The organism is Amycolatopsis sp. cmx-4-61, assembly GCF_046548775.1.
Taxonomy (GTDB): domain Bacteria; phylum Actinomycetota; class Actinomycetes; order Mycobacteriales; family Pseudonocardiaceae; genus Amycolatopsis.
This window is the reverse complement of record NZ_JAEBEI010000009.1, coordinates 75,463-92,132: the sequence shown is the minus strand read 5'-3', so window position 1 is coordinate 92,132 and position 16,670 is coordinate 75,463. Positions and strand designations below refer to the sequence as shown.

At 68.1% G+C, this 16,670-nt stretch carries 15 protein-coding genes; 10 read left to right on the top strand and 5 right to left on the bottom strand.

Features of this window, described 5'->3' with window-relative positions; genetic code table 11:
- Positions 1-62: 62 nt before the first annotated feature.
- From ACLJOU_RS25080 to ACLJOU_RS25055, 6 genes are all read left to right on the top strand, one after another.
- Positions 63-644, top strand: a complete 582-nt coding sequence (locus tag ACLJOU_RS25080) for a hypothetical protein (RefSeq protein ID WP_410570431.1) — start codon at positions 63-65, stop codon at positions 642-644.
- 203 nt (positions 645-847) lie between these two features.
- Entirely contained in the window at positions 848-1,534 is a 687-nt protein-coding gene (locus ACLJOU_RS25075; protein ID WP_410570430.1) for a hypothetical protein, read from the top strand.
- The gene (locus ACLJOU_RS25070) at positions 1,531-2,079 is read left to right on the top strand and encodes a hypothetical protein (protein ID WP_410570428.1); all 549 of its coding nucleotides are present in this window, start codon (positions 1,531-1,533) and stop codon (positions 2,077-2,079) included. The genes ACLJOU_RS25075 and ACLJOU_RS25070 overlap by 4 nt, the downstream gene beginning before the upstream one ends.
- Before the next feature lie 83 nt (positions 2,080-2,162).
- Positions 2,163-2,762 (top strand): Scr1 family TA system antitoxin-like transcriptional regulator, encoded by a 600-nt coding sequence (locus tag ACLJOU_RS25065; protein ID WP_410570427.1) that lies wholly within the window; start codon positions 2,163-2,165, stop codon positions 2,760-2,762.
- On the top strand, positions 2,759-4,816 hold the full coding sequence (locus tag ACLJOU_RS25060; RefSeq protein WP_410570425.1) for a hypothetical protein: 2,058 nt from the start codon (positions 2,759-2,761) through the stop codon (positions 4,814-4,816). The genes ACLJOU_RS25065 and ACLJOU_RS25060 overlap by 4 nt, the downstream gene beginning before the upstream one ends.
- A complete protein-coding gene (locus tag ACLJOU_RS25055) occupies positions 4,813-5,781 on the top strand; it encodes a Scr1 family TA system antitoxin-like transcriptional regulator (protein WP_410570423.1) in 969 nt (322 codons plus the stop codon). The genes ACLJOU_RS25060 and ACLJOU_RS25055 overlap by 4 nt, the downstream gene beginning before the upstream one ends.
- A gap of 542 nt (positions 5,782-6,323) precedes the next feature.
- Here the strand turns inward: ACLJOU_RS25055 and ACLJOU_RS25050 are convergent.
- From ACLJOU_RS25050 to ACLJOU_RS25040, 3 genes are all read right to left on the bottom strand, one after another.
- Positions 6,324-6,827 carry a histone-like nucleoid-structuring protein Lsr2 gene (locus ACLJOU_RS25050; RefSeq protein ID WP_410570422.1) on the bottom strand — a complete coding sequence of 168 codons (504 nt, stop codon included), beginning with the start codon at positions 6,825-6,827 and terminating at the stop codon, positions 6,324-6,326.
- Between the two features lie 463 nt (positions 6,828-7,290).
- Positions 7,291-8,220: a hypothetical protein gene (locus ACLJOU_RS25045; RefSeq protein WP_410570421.1), complete on the bottom strand. Its 930-nt coding sequence runs from the start codon at positions 8,218-8,220 to the stop codon at positions 7,291-7,293.
- Positions 8,220-8,792, bottom strand: a complete 573-nt coding sequence (locus ACLJOU_RS25040) for a hypothetical protein (RefSeq protein WP_410570419.1) — start codon at positions 8,790-8,792, stop codon at positions 8,220-8,222. Before ACLJOU_RS25040 ends, ACLJOU_RS25045 begins: the two co-directional genes overlap by 1 nt.
- A gap of 29 nt (positions 8,793-8,821) precedes the next feature.
- Between ACLJOU_RS25040 and ACLJOU_RS25035 the strand changes: the two genes are divergently transcribed.
- A complete protein-coding gene (locus tag ACLJOU_RS25035) occupies positions 8,822-9,280 on the top strand; it encodes a hypothetical protein (RefSeq protein WP_410570418.1) in 459 nt (152 codons plus the stop codon).
- A gap of 5 nt (positions 9,281-9,285) precedes the next feature.
- On the opposite strand, the gene ACLJOU_RS25030 is transcribed toward ACLJOU_RS25035, so the two are convergent.
- Positions 9,286-9,882, bottom strand: coding sequence for a hypothetical protein (locus ACLJOU_RS25030; RefSeq protein WP_410570416.1), 597 nt, complete (start codon positions 9,880-9,882; stop codon positions 9,286-9,288).
- 173 nt (positions 9,883-10,055) lie between these two features.
- Here ACLJOU_RS25030 and ACLJOU_RS25025 point away from each other — a divergent pair, with 173 nt between their 5' ends.
- Positions 10,056-11,264: a helix-turn-helix domain-containing protein gene (locus ACLJOU_RS25025; RefSeq protein WP_410570414.1), complete on the top strand. Its 1,209-nt coding sequence runs from the start codon at positions 10,056-10,058 to the stop codon at positions 11,262-11,264.
- A gap of 12 nt (positions 11,265-11,276) precedes the next feature.
- Here the strand turns inward: ACLJOU_RS25025 and ACLJOU_RS25020 are convergent, their stop codons facing one another.
- A complete protein-coding gene (locus ACLJOU_RS25020; protein WP_410570413.1) occupies positions 11,277-11,552 on the bottom strand; it encodes a hypothetical protein in 276 nt (91 codons plus the stop codon).
- A 163-nt stretch (positions 11,553-11,715) separates the two neighbouring features.
- Between ACLJOU_RS25020 and ACLJOU_RS25015 the strand changes: the two genes are divergently transcribed.
- Both ACLJOU_RS25015 and ACLJOU_RS25010 read left to right on the top strand, forming a co-directional pair.
- Positions 11,716-15,072 carry an error-prone DNA polymerase gene (locus tag ACLJOU_RS25015; protein ID WP_410570412.1) on the top strand — a complete coding sequence of 1,119 codons (3,357 nt, stop codon included), beginning with the start codon at positions 11,716-11,718 and terminating at the stop codon, positions 15,070-15,072.
- 100 nt (positions 15,073-15,172) lie between these two features.
- Positions 15,173-15,778, top strand: coding sequence for a hypothetical protein (locus ACLJOU_RS25010; protein WP_410570410.1), 606 nt, complete (start codon positions 15,173-15,175; stop codon positions 15,776-15,778).
- Positions 15,779-16,670: the final 892 nt, after the last annotated feature.

Sequence of the window (16,670 nt, the reverse complement as noted above, 5' to 3'; positions counted from 1 at the left end):
ACACAGTGCGCCGCCTTCAGTAGCCCGTTCGGCAGCTACACGACCCCTCGAAGGACGACACGATGCCAGACGCAGGCGATCGAATCGCCGAAACGGCCGTCGACAGCCTTACGAACGTGGTCCCCAACGTGCAGTTCACCGACGATGTGCTGTACGACATCGCGGTGCAGCTCGCCGAGCGGGACGCCAACCTCGCCTACGAGCAGACTTTCCACGCCAGCAAGGTGGCGAACGGGCTCGTCGCTGCGCTCGGACTCCTCGGCGGTGGCGCCGTGGCGTTGACCATCGCACTGATACGCACACCTCACGTCTTGGCCTGGATCCTCGGAGGGCTATTCATTCTGCTCACCGTGGCGACGTTCGTGTCGGGCGTCGGCACGATCCGCCCAACCATGCCGCCGCGGCACGAAATCACCGAGGCCAACACTGGCTGGGTGGCGATCCTGGCGGTTGAGCCCGAGAAACTCACTCAGTATTTCCTCGATCGCGCGCGCAGACGGCTCGCGGTCATGGCCGCCGAAGCCCAGTTTGTCGCCTCGGTCGCCCACGCCAAGCATCGTCGCAACGTTCGCACCGGACAGCTGATTCCCGCCGACGTGCTGGCCGGGCTCGCTGCCTTCGCAGCTCTACTGCTCGGCTGGTGACGACGTCACGGCTTCCCCGACCGACACGCTGCGGTCCGCGGGCCGCGAAGGCGAAACTGTGAGCACCGGCGCACCCGCTCAGTGGTCCGGCCGCCGTCCGGCCGGCGCCCGGACCAGCCGCTGGCGTGAAACGGCGATGTAGCCCCGCCGCAGAACAGGGCCGAGCCCACCGTCCTCCCCTGACTCGCAAGGAAGAGAAGTACGTGTCCACCCGCAATAGACCTACCTCGCAGTGTCTCGCCACCGCGTTCGCTGCACCGCCTCAACTCCCCACTGCGTGGGATGTCCTCGGCGCGCTGGAGATGCTTCTGGAGCGCAGCATGGCGATCTTGGATGCTGCCGCGGTTACCGGCTACACCATCGAGTCGCCGGAGTTCGTCGACTGTCTGTGGCGGTTCGCCGGAGCGCTGCTTCACTTCGGGCGCGCGATCTCGTGTTGTCCGAGTCCCACCCGTGCACTCGTGTCCCCGTTGACAAGCTTCATCACAAGCGGGGAAACCGAGGGCGTGACACTCTTCCAACTGTTGATCTCGTTGATGCTTCGAGTCTCGGACCGCGTCTTCTCGCAAACAGACCACTACGCACATGAACTCTGCGGTCCAGGAGAGGAGTCCGAGCTCAGCCTACTCAGCGACATCGCCCTGAAAGGGGCTCACGCTATCCGATGGAACGCCCAGATTCTGACTTCCTGGAATGGCGATCGCCAAGGGATGTCACCCTCTGAAATCGCCACCCGAATCGGTGTCTCTGTCAAGGACGTTCCGCGGTGGATCGATGACGCCAAAACCTTCGTCGGCCTGTGGCCGAAGGGCCCGCCGGCAAGACCGATCAGCCCTTTCCGATCAACCCCGGCCGGTGACCACGACTGGCCTATCAAGGAGCAACCATGATTCCGCTCGACAACCCAGCGCCGCAAAATGTACCGTTCGACGCTCGCTGTCTCGTCTCCGACACCGAGGGACAGTGGTTGCTGGTCAAACCTCGCGACGGCGACGACTGGCGCTTCCCGGGAGGTAGGAGTCTCTCCAGCCACGGCCCAGCAGACATCTGCCGTCGCGAGCTATGGGCGCAACTGGATCTGAATCTGACGTTGAACGAACTGATGATCACCACGTGGACGGTGCCGCCGGGGGCGGATGAGCAGGGTTGCCTCAACTTCCTGTTCGACTGCGGCGTCTACCGCGCCGGCGAGCTGTCCATCACGATCAAGCAAGACGACATCGTCAAGACCAGCTGGATCGGCCACCGCACGGCTTTGGCGCTACTGCACCCGAGCGACCACTGCTTGATCAGCCTGTCCCGTGGCGGCCAGCGCTACGGCGAGTACTTCGGTGACGGCGCTCCAGATCTCGATGCCCCCGAAGGACCACTACCCACGCAGGCCGCCGGGTCTGTCATTGCCCTCCGGCCCCAGGATCCGCCGACAGCGTGCTGACCTGTCCGAAACCAGCCGCTTCCCGCCGAGCTTGAAAGCCCTAGCAAACCTACCTTGTAGCGAAATCTGACGAAAGGATCGCCATGACGAACGACCACGCCACGTCCGAGGCCTCCGGTGACTGGTGGAACGCTTACCGGAAAATCTTTCCGGCGGCACTCGTCGCGTTGTTCGAAGCCGAGGCCCGAGCAGAGAGCGCGCAGTTTTTCAGCGCCTCGGCGTTTCCCGTCCCCGTGCAGCATCCCGACTATGCGGAGGCTGTCTTGCGCTCGTACGACGACAGCTTCACCGCTGAAGAAATCCAAGGCGCCATTGCGGCCCGCGCGATGCGTCGCGCTGCCTACATCGACGGCGGTCCGAAAACCTCCATCATCGTGGATGCGTCGGTCCTGCGGCGACCGGCCGGCTCGGACGCGATCATGGCGAAGCAGCGCGAGCGGGCACGGAAGCTTCACTCTTCCGGGCGATTGCCAATCGCTGTCCTAGACGGATTCTACTACGGCGAGGGGACCACCTTCTCGGTGTTTTCCGTCGCCGGCGAAGTCGTAGCATTCGAGGACACAGAAAAAGAGCTCGTACAGGTCGATGATGCCCGCCGGGACGTTCTGATCACGCGGTTCGCCATCTATTCGGCGCGCGCGACTGACCTTCTGAGCCACCCTCTGATGAGGCTGCCCGAGTGAGCGGATCAACGCATTCGCCAGCCAGCGAGCCGCGCAGGGAGGCCAATCAGTTGGCTCATGAATCGACCACCCCGTCGGCCGGCTTCTCGCTGATTGCGCCCGCCATCTGGGTGAACCGCACCGACATCCTCGTTGCGTTGGGAGCACAAGCCCGTGCGCCGGGGCCGACGCGCGTCCTCCTGCACGGTCTGCCCGGCAGCGGCAAGACCGCTCTCGCCGCGACGTGGTTCGCCGGCCCCGACGCACCCCGGGGCCGCGTGCGCTTGGTCGCCGCACTCCAGCCGGGAGGTGCTCATCCGGTCACTGTTCATGAGGTCCTCGCGGAGTGGCTCCGGGTGCTCGGCGTCGCTCCCGAGCACATCCCGCCCGGCCTGGCCCAACGCAGCGCCGCGTTCCGGCGGTCCATCCAGAATGTGCCGGCCGTGGTGCTGATCGACAACGCCACCAGCGCCGAAGACGTCCGCGCCCTGACACCGAGCGGGGACTTCAGCACCGTCGTGGCCACCAGCACCCTGCGGCTCGGCGAACTCGTCATCGACGGTTTCGGCCTCTACGCTGTGGCCGAACTGCCCCTTGACGACAGCGCGACCTTGCTGTCCGCCTACCAGCCGCGCACTCGGCCGCCTGCCTCCAAGTCCGTGCTCCGCCGGATCGCGGAGTACTGCGCAGGACATCCTCAGACGCTGTGCGTGGCCGCAGCGTTCCTCGCGATGCACCAGCACACCACTCCGGTTGACCTCGAGGCCATCCTCGCCCGCCGTCCCGCCGAAACTCTCACCGTTGGCGGCCCGTGCCTTGGAGATTTGTTGAACCTGGCCTACGACAACTTGCCCCAGCGGGCCCAGCAGCTCTACCGGCTGCTGTCTGACCACCCCGGTCACGACTTTACCGTCGATGCGGTTGCCGTCGTGCTCGACCAGCCGTTCAACGTGGTCGAAGACGCGATGCACCGCCTATTTCACGCGCATCTGGTCACAGAGACCGGCCCGGGCCGCTATGCGCTGGACATCAGTGTCCGCCAGCACGCCAGGCGGCTGCGGGGCGAGGTCGACGGCTCGGCGCTCCGGGACGAACAGCGACGCAAGCTGATCACCTGGTACGTCGACCGGACCGCCGGCGCCGCCGACACGATCAAGCCTTCGGCCCGCCGCTACACCCGCGTCTTCACCGAGCGGCGGGCCGCCCGCCACCTGCACACCTCGGCGGCCCACGCACAGGAGTGGTTCAGCTGCGAACGCCGAAACATCATGGCGGCGCTCAACGCCGCCGCCGAGCTCCGCATGGACGACCTCCTCGTCGAAATCGCCGAGGCGGTCTGGGATCCCTTACGGACCGGCTATCACCTCGAGGACATCGTCGTCAGCCAAGGTCTCGGCACTACCAGCTTGGACGTCAGCGATGCCCTTGACGCGGTCATGACCGCGCGCACCGCGTTCGCCCTGACTTCGCTCGAAGAACACGACGACGCGATCACCGCCGCCAACAAAGCGGTCGATCTCGCGCAAGACACTGACGACTCCTGGGCGCAGGCTATGACGCTGTCCACCAGGGCCCGCGCCCTCACCGAGGCCGGGCACACCGAAGACGCGATCCCCGACCTCGAAGCGGCGCTCGCGCTGGACCGGCAGTGCGGCGATCAGCGCAGCATCGCACTTCGGCTCCGCAGACTCGGTCAGGCTCACCTCGCCCTGGATCACCCCGTCCTGGCCGTACAACTTTTGCAGCGGTCGGTCACCGACATGGAAGCCGCGGACGACCCTGCCGGGCGCGCACGCTCGCTGACCTACCTCGCCACGGCATACCTCGCCGCCGGGTACCCGGGTCGCGCCCTCGACACCATCCAGCGCACCGATGGCTACTTCGAAGCTGCCGGATCGACCCGCCATCTGGTCGACGCCAAGCTGGTCGTGGCACGCGCCCTGCAGCAGGCCGGCAACGCCGAAGCCGCTGATGCAGCGTGCACCGATCTGCTGGAACTCTTGGCAGGAGAGTCCGGATCCCGTGCCGACGCCTGCCGCGCCGAGGTACAAGCCATACAGGAGCGTCTTGGGTGAGCGCGCTGCACTACCTCAATCAAGCCAGCCCGCACCACGGTCTCCTCGCCGGCACTGCGCCCACAACCCCGTTCGCGCACCGCCTGCGCGTACGCAAGACCTTGCGCCGCTGCCGCGACGCCGCACGCCTCACTCGGGAAGAACTCGGCGCCCGACTCGACTGGTCGGAGTCCAAGGTACTTCGAATCGAGGTCGGCCACGTCGGGATCTCCAGCACCGACGCCGAAGCTTTTCTGCGAGCATGCGGCATCTGCGACCCGGACATCATCGCGCAAGTTGTGGCCTCAGCCCGCGCCGGCCGCCGCCGTACCGGCCCGTTCGACGGCAAGTATCACGACACGATGACTGCGAATACCCGTGAATTCTACGAACACGAGCAGGCCGCCGACCAGATCTGCTACCTACAGTTCGCGACGATCCCCGACCTCCTCGTGCGTCCTGCCTATGCCATCGCGACGCTAGCGCGCTTTCAGCACGCGACGGACAACCAGCAACAAGCACACTTGGACACTCTGGCCACGCGACAAACACTCCTACGGCCGGACGGCCCCCTGCTGACCATCGTCATCGACCAAGGCGCGCTGGAGCGAGCGATTCACGCGCCCATCCCATACGCCGCATTCGCTGACCAGCTGACCCATTTGATCAACATAAGCCAGCAGTCCAACATCTCCGTTCACGTCTTGCCCCTAAGAATATGTCGGCAGGACAATCCGGAAACTCCAGTGTTGCCCCTCGAACACCCGGCCGCTGCCTGTATCCCGTCGTGTAGCTTCGCGCTCGTCAGTTACGACGACGAGTGGTCCTTGTTCATGCCCAACATTGGCGACACCCTCGTACGCCACCACGACCCGAAGGATACCCCGGTCTACGTCGAGCAATTCGCACACCTGCAGTGGCACTTCTGTCTCAACCCCGATGACAGCCGCGCGCTCATATCGAGCTTCCTCAGTCGTCGTTGTTAAGTCTCGGATGACCTCGGCCCGGCCACCTTCAGGCGAACCAACGGCGGTCCAGTAGTTGCGTTGGCGGAGGAGTACACCACATGCCAGTGTGGCTCGTTGCAGATAAACAAGAAAGGGAGAAAGTGACACGTTGTCGTGGTAGGACTCTACTGGTGCTCGCTGCGATCTTCGCAGTTCTGGTTTTTATCGTGCGGACTCTCGCACGGGACCTGCGAGGCGCGATCGCGTGAGCGCCTGGTCCGAGATGAAGAAATCCGTAACTTGTACGAGACTTTCGCTTGACACCGCCTCAGCCTTGGAGGCGGCTAACAGAAACCGGAGAGGTGGCGATCGGACGAATTAGCGACGGCTTCATCAACGGCATGGATAAGAACGAAACCGCGAAGCGAGAAACGCAGCGGGACGGCGACGACTCGCAGCAGGTCAGTGAACCCACTGCGACGCCTCCACCACATCTGCCGCCCGACCTGCTGGCCAGCCCTGGGCGCCGGTCGTTCCACGGGAAGTTCAGTCGGCTCGTGAATCACGAGGTCGTCTGCTGCTCAACCGGAACGGCGGGCTGCAGCGGGCTTCCTCCCTGGCTGGCGGCGACGCGTGGCCGCTGTCGTCGTTTTCCGTGGTGCACGAGCACGGGTTGGGGCGGGGGGCTTCCGTACAGGCGAAGCGGGCGTCGGCGTCACAGCCGCCGCCGGCTGGTCCTTGGCGTCGTACGCCTCGAGCACCGTCTTCGGAATCCGGCCACGTGGCGCGACCTCGAAGCCGTTCGTTCGTGCCCAGGCTCGGATTTCGCGGTTGCGTTCCCGGTCGGTGCTCACAGGCGCCGCTGACCCGCCGCCAGAGGAGGATCTTGCAGGGCGTGAAGCTCCGGCGCCGCGGGTGCGGCGACCAGCTGCAACGTAGCGAGCTAGCGCGGTGCGAAGGTCCTCGGCGTGCTCGTCGTTCAGGTCAATCTCGAAAATCACGCCATCCAGACCGAATTTCACGGTCTGGTTGGCCTGGCTACCGTCGAGGTCATCGACGAGCTCCACGACGATTTTTTGCGCCATGCCCCACCTTTCGCGGGATGGACGGAGGAACCCGCGATCCTACCTGGACACTGCACGCACAGACATCTCAGTTTGCCGCGGCGCAGTCCTAGTAGACCACCGCGACGCGTGTGACCGTCAATCGAAGGCGGTTGAACCGCAGGGGCTTCTCCGGCATGCATCTGGACACGCAGCGGCCCGTGCCACGGAGCGCGCATGCCTGATCGGCGTCGTCTCGGAATCGCGGATGCGGCGCAGTGAGCTGGTGCGACAGGAAGCCGTCTGCCTCCGGAGGAGCCGTTTCGAGGGACGTGCCGGGTCCGGCTCGCCGGTGCTGTGATCAAGCGCAGCCCGTTGGCGGGCCCCCAGGCGGAGTGGGTCGTGGCCGAGCAGGGCGACGCCGCGGTCACCATGGTTGAGCGCATCGCCGTCGACGGCCTGCCGGCTGACCGGATCGGTGCGGCGTGTCCGCGGTCTTGACCGGCTATCGGCTGCCGCCCAGGGCACCGAGCAGCTCGCAGGCGCCGGTGAGTTGACGACGAAGAGCGGTGAGGTGCCCGTCGTCGGTGTCGGCCGCGTCGATCCCGATCGCCGCGCATTCGAGCAGCCAGTGTGCGGCCTGGACCCGATGCCAGCCCAGCACCCACTGCTCTGCGGGCAGGCCGCCTCGGTCGGCCATCGCGTCGGGGTGTCCGCCGGCGAGCACGTACCGCTCGATGTACGTCCGGGTGTGGATCGGGTCGGCAGGTGGCCGCAGACCGGCCCAAGCGGCGAGGTCGAGTAGCCCAGGTCCGTGCACGGCCATGGCGAAGTCGAGAAGCCGCCAGCCGCCGGTGCCGATGTGCAAGGCGCTGGAGTGCAGCTCGCCGTGGCACATCCCGAACGGAGGGCATTCGGCACCGCGGGCGCGGTCGGCCGCGACCGGGTCAAGCGCGACGAGCTGGTGGCGTAGGTCGTCGGCGCTTCCGTACCGGCCCGCGGCCCGCAACTGGTCCAGGAGATCGAGGGTTCGACCCGGCAGCGCGGCCAGTTCCCGCTCGCCGAGCCGGTCCAACCCTGCGGGCACCGCGGCGTCGTGCAAGCTGACCGCCGCCACCGCGGCGTCGTGCTCGGTTGCCTCGCGGACCGGGTCACCCAAGTCTTCCAGAAGCATGCCGAGCATTCCGTCGACAACGACGGCCGCCCGCAGCGCGGGCACCGGAACACCCTGGCGAGCGAGATCGGCGAGCACGACGTGTTCGTTGAGGAACGGCTCCGTCGCGTACTTGAACACCACGGTCGACCCATTGCTGCGGTGCAGCCGTTCCACACCGGAAAGCCGCCAGATCCGGACGGGGTCGCTGGCGACCACGTCCGTCTCACCGAGAGCGCCCAGCACGGCCAGACGCTGGCGACCGCGCACGAAGCCGTCCATCAGCATTCCCCGCGCGCGGCCTCGACCAGGATGTCCAGAACGTGCCTGAGCTGCCGAGTCATGCTCGCCGGCACGCGACCGGCGCCCGCATCCGCGAATGCCGCGAAGTGCGCAAGCAGGCTGACCAACGCAGGCCGAGCGGCGAAGAAGGCCGAGGAGTCGCCGGACTTCTCGGCCCGGCGCGTCAGCGACGTCAACGCGACGATCTTGTCGGCAGTGCTGGCCAGCAGCACCGGCAGGTCGTCCACCGAGATGACCGGGTGGTCGGTGTCGAGGGCCTGATGTTCGGTCTCCAGGGCCCGCACGATGCGCGTCACCTCGGATCCATAGCGGCCGACGAGCACCGAGTCGAGGTCGAGGTCGCGGGGCGCGAACTCCGGGCTGTCGTGCAGCAGTACCGCCACGATCAGTTCCGGGGCTGGTGCGGCGACGTGCTCGCCGAGGATCACGGCGACCCGGGCTGCGTGGGCGAGCGCCGGGCGATCGTCGATGACCTGACCCGCGCACCAACGGCGGGCGTCGGCCAGGGCAAGGTCGACGATCGGGGGACGTGGTGGCGTCAGCACTGTCATGTCGGATTCCTCCCGGTATCCTTGAGCGGGTGGATGACCAGCCGGACGGGTGGGGCGAGGACGCCTGCGTGGTGTGCCCTGCACGGTGCGGGCTCGGCCCTGGGCAGTTCAACGTCGTTGACGGCCCCGGCCCCGATTACCGGCTCGACCGGTCGATCGGTTGGCGGGTGGACGTCCGCACCAAAGCCGGGGTGTGCGTGCACCCGTTTCGTATCGGCATGGCGCCCGGCCAGTACCTCTCCGGCGACCAGCCGGTGCTCACCGACGACGAGGAGCGGCCAGCGCCGAGCGCGGCAGCCCTGGTGATGCCCGAGGACGAGACCGACCTGGAAGGCTGGCTGGTCGCGGTGCTGCGGGTCGCCCCGTCCGACGAGCTGTTCGACGCGGTCGGCGCGGCCGAGCACGCGGCAGGGCAGCGGTTCGCACCCGACGCAGTCACAACGGCCCTGCGCCGGGTGCTGAGCTACGAGCTCGCCCACCGCGATTGAATCCCTCAGGCCGCGGTGGGCGCCGTCGCGTCGAAGGTGTGGCCGTGGCTGCGGCCGTTCGGGTCGAACCCCGCGCCCTGGTAGTGCTCGTTGAGGATCGCCAGGCGGCGGTCGACCTCGGCCGAGTCCAGCCAGTACCGCAGCGGCTGCTCGCCCCACCGGGCGGCGGCGTAGTAGGTGTCGGTGACGCAGCCGCGGCTGTAGTCGAAGCGCTCCAGCTCTGTGGCGTGCGGGAAGGCCAGCCCCAGGTCCCGTTGCATCCCGGTCATCACGGTGAACTGCGCGAGCACGGCGTGGATCATCTCGTCGACCGGCGCCGGCACCAGCAGTTCGGCCGCAGCCTCGTCGCCGTCTGTCAGCTCGAACACAGCGGCTTTCAATGCGAGCACCCGCAGGGCCTCCTCGAGCAGCGGCGCGGCGTCGCGGTCGAGGTCCCACTCGCTCACCAGCGGGTAGCCGGTGAACGTGGCCCAGCAGGAGCTGTACTTCATCGAGCTGCTGGTCAGCCGCTCGTAGCCGGCGTGGTTCTGCATCGCCCGCAGAATTTCCGCGGCCCGGTCGCCCACCGCCGCGGCATCCGGCATCGTCGTCGATGTTGCCATCAGACGTGTCCTTCCCTTGGTATGCAACGAATCCGTACCCCGAAAGAGCACCACGGCTGACATCGGCGAAGTTGCACACGGCTTGCACACCGCAACGTGCGCCGCCCGGTGAAAGAACTGCCGCGGCATGCCCCCTCGGCCCTACTCTGGAGGCTCGGATGAAAGGAGCGACCGTGTGCGAACACCTGCCGTTGTCCGCCGGCCAAGCCATCGCCGTACTGCGTAAGGGCAGCGGCCTGACCCAACGCCAGCTGGCCGCGCGCGCTCACGTATCGCTGAGCCTGCTGTCCAAAGTCGAGGTCGGCGACCGCGCAGCCAGCCACGCCCTCCTGGCTGCGGCCGCCCGCATCCTGCGGGTCCCGGTCGAGCGCCTGCACGGCCAGCCCTACTCCGAGACCCACCACGACGAGCGTATCCACCGCGACGTCGAGGCACTGCGGACCGTACTGCGCTGCTACGACCTGCCCGATGACGTCCCACCGCGCCCACTGGAGGCCCTGGCCGCCGACGTGCAGACCCTCGTGCGGCTGCGGTCGGCCGCGAGCTACGGCCGGCTCGCCGCCCGGCTGCCGGCCCTGCTGCCCGAGCTGATCGCCGCCGGGCACCACGGCCGACCCGGCGACATCGAGCAGGCAAACACCTTGCTGCTCGCGGCCTACCACGCCGCTCACACACTCACCTACCGGCTGGGCTACCCAGACCTGGCCGAGAGCATCGAGCACAAACTCGCCTACGCCGCCGAACGCACCAGCGACCCCCTTGCTGGCGGACTGGCGCAATGGGCACGAGCACAGTCCTTCCAGTCAGCCGGAGACTACGCCCACGGCCTGCGGCTGATGGCCACCGCACGGGCCGAACTCGACGACGAACTCCAGGGCCGCAAGCCCGCAATGGGCGCGTTGGTGGTGTGCGGCTCACTGCATCTGCGGTCGGTCACGTTGGCCTCACGCGCCGGCGACGCCGACCTCGCTCGGGAACACCTGGCTGCCGCCCGCGAGCTGGCAGGACGGCTTCCCGGCGCCGACCAGGTGCGCTACGGCCTGACCTTCGGCCACGCCAACACCGCCACCCACGAAGTCGCCGCCCACGTGGAACTGGGCGACGGAGCCGCAGCGATCGCCGCCGCGCAGCACTGGCGCCCGTCCCGGCACATGCCGCGTACCCGACGCGGTCACCACCACATCGACCTCGCCCGCGCCCGCCTGATCCACGGCGACCGATCCGGCGCCCTGGCCGAGCTGAAACAGGCCAAGCGAATCGCGCCGCAGCAGACCCGGCACCACCCGATGGTCCGGGAGACCACGGCGGTCTTGGTCAGCCTGCACCGCCGCTCCAACCCGGATCTCGTTTCCTATGCGGACTGGCTCGGTCTCACCGCATGATCTCGGCTTCGCTCAGCGGATGGCAGCCTGATTCGGCGCGAGCTTGGCGATAACCTCCTGGCGCAGCTGGTCGGGATCGAAGCGATGGTCGTGCATTGCCGAACCGACGACATGAGCCAGCCGCCGGCGGTCCCCGGTGAGGTTCACGTCACCGGTGCCTTTGCCCGTCCGGACGGCGTGCAACGCCCGCACGACGTCGATGGCCGCACTGGCGGTGAACCCGTCGGCGTCGGCGGCGGCGCAGATCCGCTCGACTGCTTGGTTGACCAGGTCGGTGGTGTCCGGCATCGCGTGACCTCCCTGTGTAACTCGTTTGGCCGCGTCGAGCGAACCTGAATTTGCATTTGTTGCTGGTCGCGGCCATGATAGCAACGCGCTCGCACGGATGTTCGAGTAGCGTGGATCGTTCGGCCCGTCTTCCCCGCGGTGCCCAGGTAGCGCGGGGTGACGTGTGTCTGTATTCAACGGTGGGGCCGGAACGCCATGGCCGGAGCTGGAGAGGATCGCCTCCGGCCGCGCCGCAGCGGCAGCGGGTGACGGCGGGGACTCGCCGGCGTGGTCACGCAAACGCGACGGCTACCTGCCACCGGCCGACCTCAGCGCCGCCCGCGGCCGCGGCCGCGATGACGGCGGCGAGCGGATCCGGGCGCCGTATGCCGAGCTGCACTGCCACTCCTACTTCAGCTGGCTCGACGGCGTCTCCTCCCCCGAAGAACTGGTCGAAGAGGCCGCGCGGCTGGAGCTGGACGCGCTCATGCTGACCGACCACGACGGCATGTACGGCGCGGTCCGCTTCGCCACGGCCGCACGCGCACTCGGAGTCCGCGTGGGCTACGGCGCGGAACTGTCGCTGGACCTACCCGACGCCCAGAACGGGGTGCCAGACCCGGTCGGGACGCACCTGCTGGTGCTGGCCCGCAGCATCGAGGGCTACGGCCGGCTCTGCGAGGCGATCTCCCACGCCCAGCTGGCCGGGAAGAAGGGTCGGCCGATCTACAACCTGGACGAAGTCGTCGACGGGCTGCGCGGGCACGTGCAGGTCCTGACCGGGTGCCGCAAGGGCGCCGTCCGGCGCGCACTCGCCGAGCGCGGCCCGGCCGCTGCCGCCGACGAGCTCGCCCGCCTGGTCGACCGGTTCGGCAACGACGTCGCCGTCGAGCTGATCGATCACGGCGACCCGATGGACTCGACCTACAACGACACCCTGGCCGCGATGGCGCGCGAGCTCGGCTTGCCGACCGTCGCCAGCAACAACGTCCACTACGCCGCGCCGACCGACGGCCGCCGCGCCGGCGCAGTGGCGGCGATTCGCGCACGGCGCTCGATCGAGGAGCTGGAGGGCTGGCTGCCGGCCGCGAACGCGGCGTTCCTGCGCTCGGGCGAGGAACAGAGGCATCGGTTCCGCCGCTGGCCAGGCGCGGTCGGCCGGGCCACGCAGCTGGGCGTGGAATGCGCGTTCGACCTGGAGTTGATCGCACCGAAATTGCCGCCGTTCCCGGTGCCGGAGCGGTTCGCGAACGAAGCCCAGTACCTGCGGCACTTGACGTTCGAGGGCGCTGCCCGCCGCTACGGGACCGAGGCGGAGGCACCGGCGGCGTACGCGCAGCTGGAACACGAGTTGCGCATCATCGAGCAGCTCGGATTCCCTGGCTACTTCCTGGTGGTGTGGGACATCGTCGAGTTCTGCCGGCGCCGGGGAATCCTCGCCCAAGGCCGCGGCTCGGCCGCCAACTCCGCGGTCTGCTTCGCCCTCGGGATCTGCAACGCAGACCCGGTGCGCTGGAAGCTGCTGTTCGAACGATTCCTCGCTCCGGAGCGAGATGGGCCACCGGACATCGACGTCGATATCGAATCCGCCCGGCGTGAGGAGGCCATCCAGTACGTCTACGAGAAGCATGGGCGCCTGCACGCCGCGCAGGTCGCCAACGTCATCACCTACCGGGCCCGCTCGGCGATCCGCGACGCCGCCAAGGCGCTCGGACACAGCCCAGGTCAACAGGACGCCTTCGCCAAGCGGACAGACCGGTGGCGCCACGTCACCGACGCCGCCGGCGATGCCGAGCATGGCATCCCAGAGGACGTCCTCGCGCTGGCCGCCCGACTGGAAGACACCCCGCGCCACCTCGGTGTGCACTCCGGCGGCATGGTCATCGCCGACCGGCCGGTCTCGGCGATCGTCCCGGTCGAGTGGGCGACCGCCCCGGGCCGCACCGTGCTGCAGTGGGACAAGGACGACTGCGCCGAAATCGGTCTGACCAAGTTCGACCTGCTCGGGCTGGGAATGCTCTCGGCGCTGCGGTACTGCCTGGACCTCGTCGACCAGTTCCACGACCGGAAAGTCGACCTCGGCGAGCTGGACCTGGCCGACCCGGCCGTCTACGACATGCTCTGCGAAGCCGACGCGATCGGACTGTTCCAGGTCGAGTCCCGGGCGCAGCTGGGCACGCTGCCCCGGCTGAAACCGAGGAAGTTCTACGACCTGGTCGTGGAGGTGGCGCTGATCCGGCCGGGACCGATCCAGGGCGGCTCGGTGCATCCCTACATCCGGCGCCGCAACGACGAGGAGACCTGGTCGCACGCCCACCCGAGCCTCGCGCCGGCGCTGGACCGCACGCTCGGTGTCCCGCTGTTCCAGGAGCAGGTGATGCAGCTTGCGCGGGACGTCGCGGGATTTACCGCGGCCGAGGCCGACCAACTGCGCCGCGCGATGGGCGCCAAGCGCTCGGACGCGAAGATGCGCGCACTCGGCAAGCGGTTCTTCGACGGAGCGTCCGCCAACGAAGTACCGAAGGACGTGGCCATGCGGGTCTTCGAGCAGATCCACGCCTTCGCCGGCTATGGCTTCCCCGAAGCGCACTCGATGTCCTTCGCGCTGCTGGTCTACGCGTCCGCCTGGTTCAAGCGCTACTACCCGGCCGCGTTCTGCGCCGGGCTGCTACGCGCGCAGCCGATGGGCTTCTACTCCCCGCAGTCCCTGGTCGCCGACGCCCGCCGGCATGGCGTCATCACCCGCGAGCCGGACCTGAACCTCTCGCTCGCGTACGCCACGCTCGAACCGGCGCCGGACTCGACGGGCGGTGTCGCCGTGCGGCTCGGGCTGGCCGGTATCCGGAAGGTCGGCGCCGACCTGGCGGCGACGATCGTCGCGGAGCGCGAGGCCCACGGCGCCTACGCCGGGATCGCCGAGCTGACCGAGCGGGTGCAGCTGGCCCACCCGGTCGCCGAGGCCCTCGCGACAGCGGGCTGCTTCACCCGCCTCGATGATGGGCTGGACCGCCGGAGCGCGTTGTGGACCGCCGGAGCCGCGGCCCGGACCCGCTCCGGGCACCTGCCCGGCCTGGTGACCGGCACCGACGCCCCGGCGCTGCCGGGGATGTCGGCCGTCGAGGTCGCGGCCGCGGACCTGTGGGCCACCGGCATCACTCCCGATCTGCACCCGATGCGGTTCGTCCGCGATCACCTGCAGAACCTCGCCTCCGCGGCGGGTGTCCCGCTGGTGGCAGCGGGACAGCTGCTCGACGTCGTCGACGGCACCCGGGTGCTGGTCGGCGGCGCGATCACCCACCGGCAGCGCCCGGCAACTGCTGGCGGCATTACGTTCCTGAACCTCGAAGACGAGACCGGAATGACCAACGTCATCGTGCACACGACCACGTGGGCCCGGTTCCAGCAAGTCCTGCGCTCCAGCTCGGCTGTGGTGGTGCGCGGCCGAGCCCAGGTCGCGCAGGGCGCCGCGTCCCTGATCGCCGACCAGGTCACCTCCTTGGACCTGCGCGCACTCGCCGGCCGTAGCCGTGATTTCCGCTGACCCGCCGGCGTGACCCGTGATCACGCTCAAGGGAGGCGGGCACAGTCCCGCCATCGACAGCGGCTTGCCGGTCCGGCCCTCAGGTCCGCACATCACTTGCTTGAACCGCAAGCACAACCTTGCGATCAGCGGACAGACGACCGGCTTCGACCACTCGGTCAGCCTGCACACCACCAGCTGCAACTCGTGCCTGGAAGCCCACCTCGACCGCGCGACGTGGCTCGAGGTCAACGTGCGGTTCCTCGGCGAGGACCCCGGCAACCGAGCCGAGCTCGTCGTCCGAGCGCGCCCGCCACACCGTCCGACGGCGGTCGGGGACCTCGTGCTCGAGCTGCGAGGCCAGCGGGTCGCCGTCCTGAGCATGCAGTTGTGCGGCATCGACCAGCGCGGCGTCATCACCCGGATCGAGGTGGAGCCGCCTTACCGGCTTCGCCGATTCGGGACGGTGCTGGTCCTCGCCGCGCTGAACCACCGCCCGGGTTACCGCTGGTCTACCTGCGACATCGGGAGATCGGCGATCGCTCGCGCGTTCTGGGCTGCCCAGCAGCTGCCCGCCGGAATGCGGCTCGGCCGCCCCTTCTCCTGCTCGCACATGACGGACATCGCCGAGAGAGTGACGGAGGCCTGCGTGGACGCGGCGACTCCCGCAGGACCGTCCGCCAGCATCCGGGGCGCCGACGCTGCAGGTCATGTCCCAGGTGGTTGATTCGCCGTTGTTGTGTTGTGCTGGAGGCCAGTGCAGCCCAAATTGTCAACTGCGTGGCGATCGATCGACCGGGGAAGGGACTGCGCCAAATCGGCCGGGCTCAAACGCTTGTCCCAGGCGGACAAATGATTTCCAGAGATCAGGATGGCTGCGAGGATTGCAGAGCCGAATACTACCCATAGCCAAGGCGTGGACTGAGAATGGAGCGTGGGTGGGAACGTTGCGCCAACGATGACGCCCGGGACTACGACCAGGCAGATCCGGCAGTTCGCAAACGCCGGGAATGGTCGGACTGTCAGCAACGCCAGCAGCCCAACCAGAGCCGCAGCCGCCAGTATCCAGTGTGTCCAACGGTTCCCGGCAAGCGCCATCACTACCTGGCCACCGATTACCGCTCCACAGTAAAAAACGTACGAACCCCGCCGCTGTGCTGCCGCGCGCTGACGAGGCGTGATCTCAGCGACTCTCATGGGTGATTCTCCCGTTCCGGCACCGCTCGACGCCATGCAGACTAGCTCATACGGTGACGAAGCTAAAAGTAGCTCCCTGAACCCATGAAAATGCCGATAGCCGAGATTGTGCTGCGCGCAAGTGGTTGTCGGCCAGAACTCAGACCGGTTGGCGAACCTGCGCGGTCACGGTTGCGGTCGCGTGCTGCTCGGCCAACTCGAACCGGTCGGCGCGCTGTGGCCGCGGTGGTCGCCGTCGAGGCAGTCGCGGCGGACCCAGCCGCGGGCGAGCCGGTCGCTCGCGGCGTGGCCTAGATACGCGCCGTTGCGCGCGGGCCTTCCCTCGCCGGCACGCCCGGGGCCCCGCGTTTTGGCCCGCCTCCGCTCGGGTGCAGCATCCAGGGGAAACGCCCTGGATGCCCCGGTCCCAGTGGAGCTCTGTG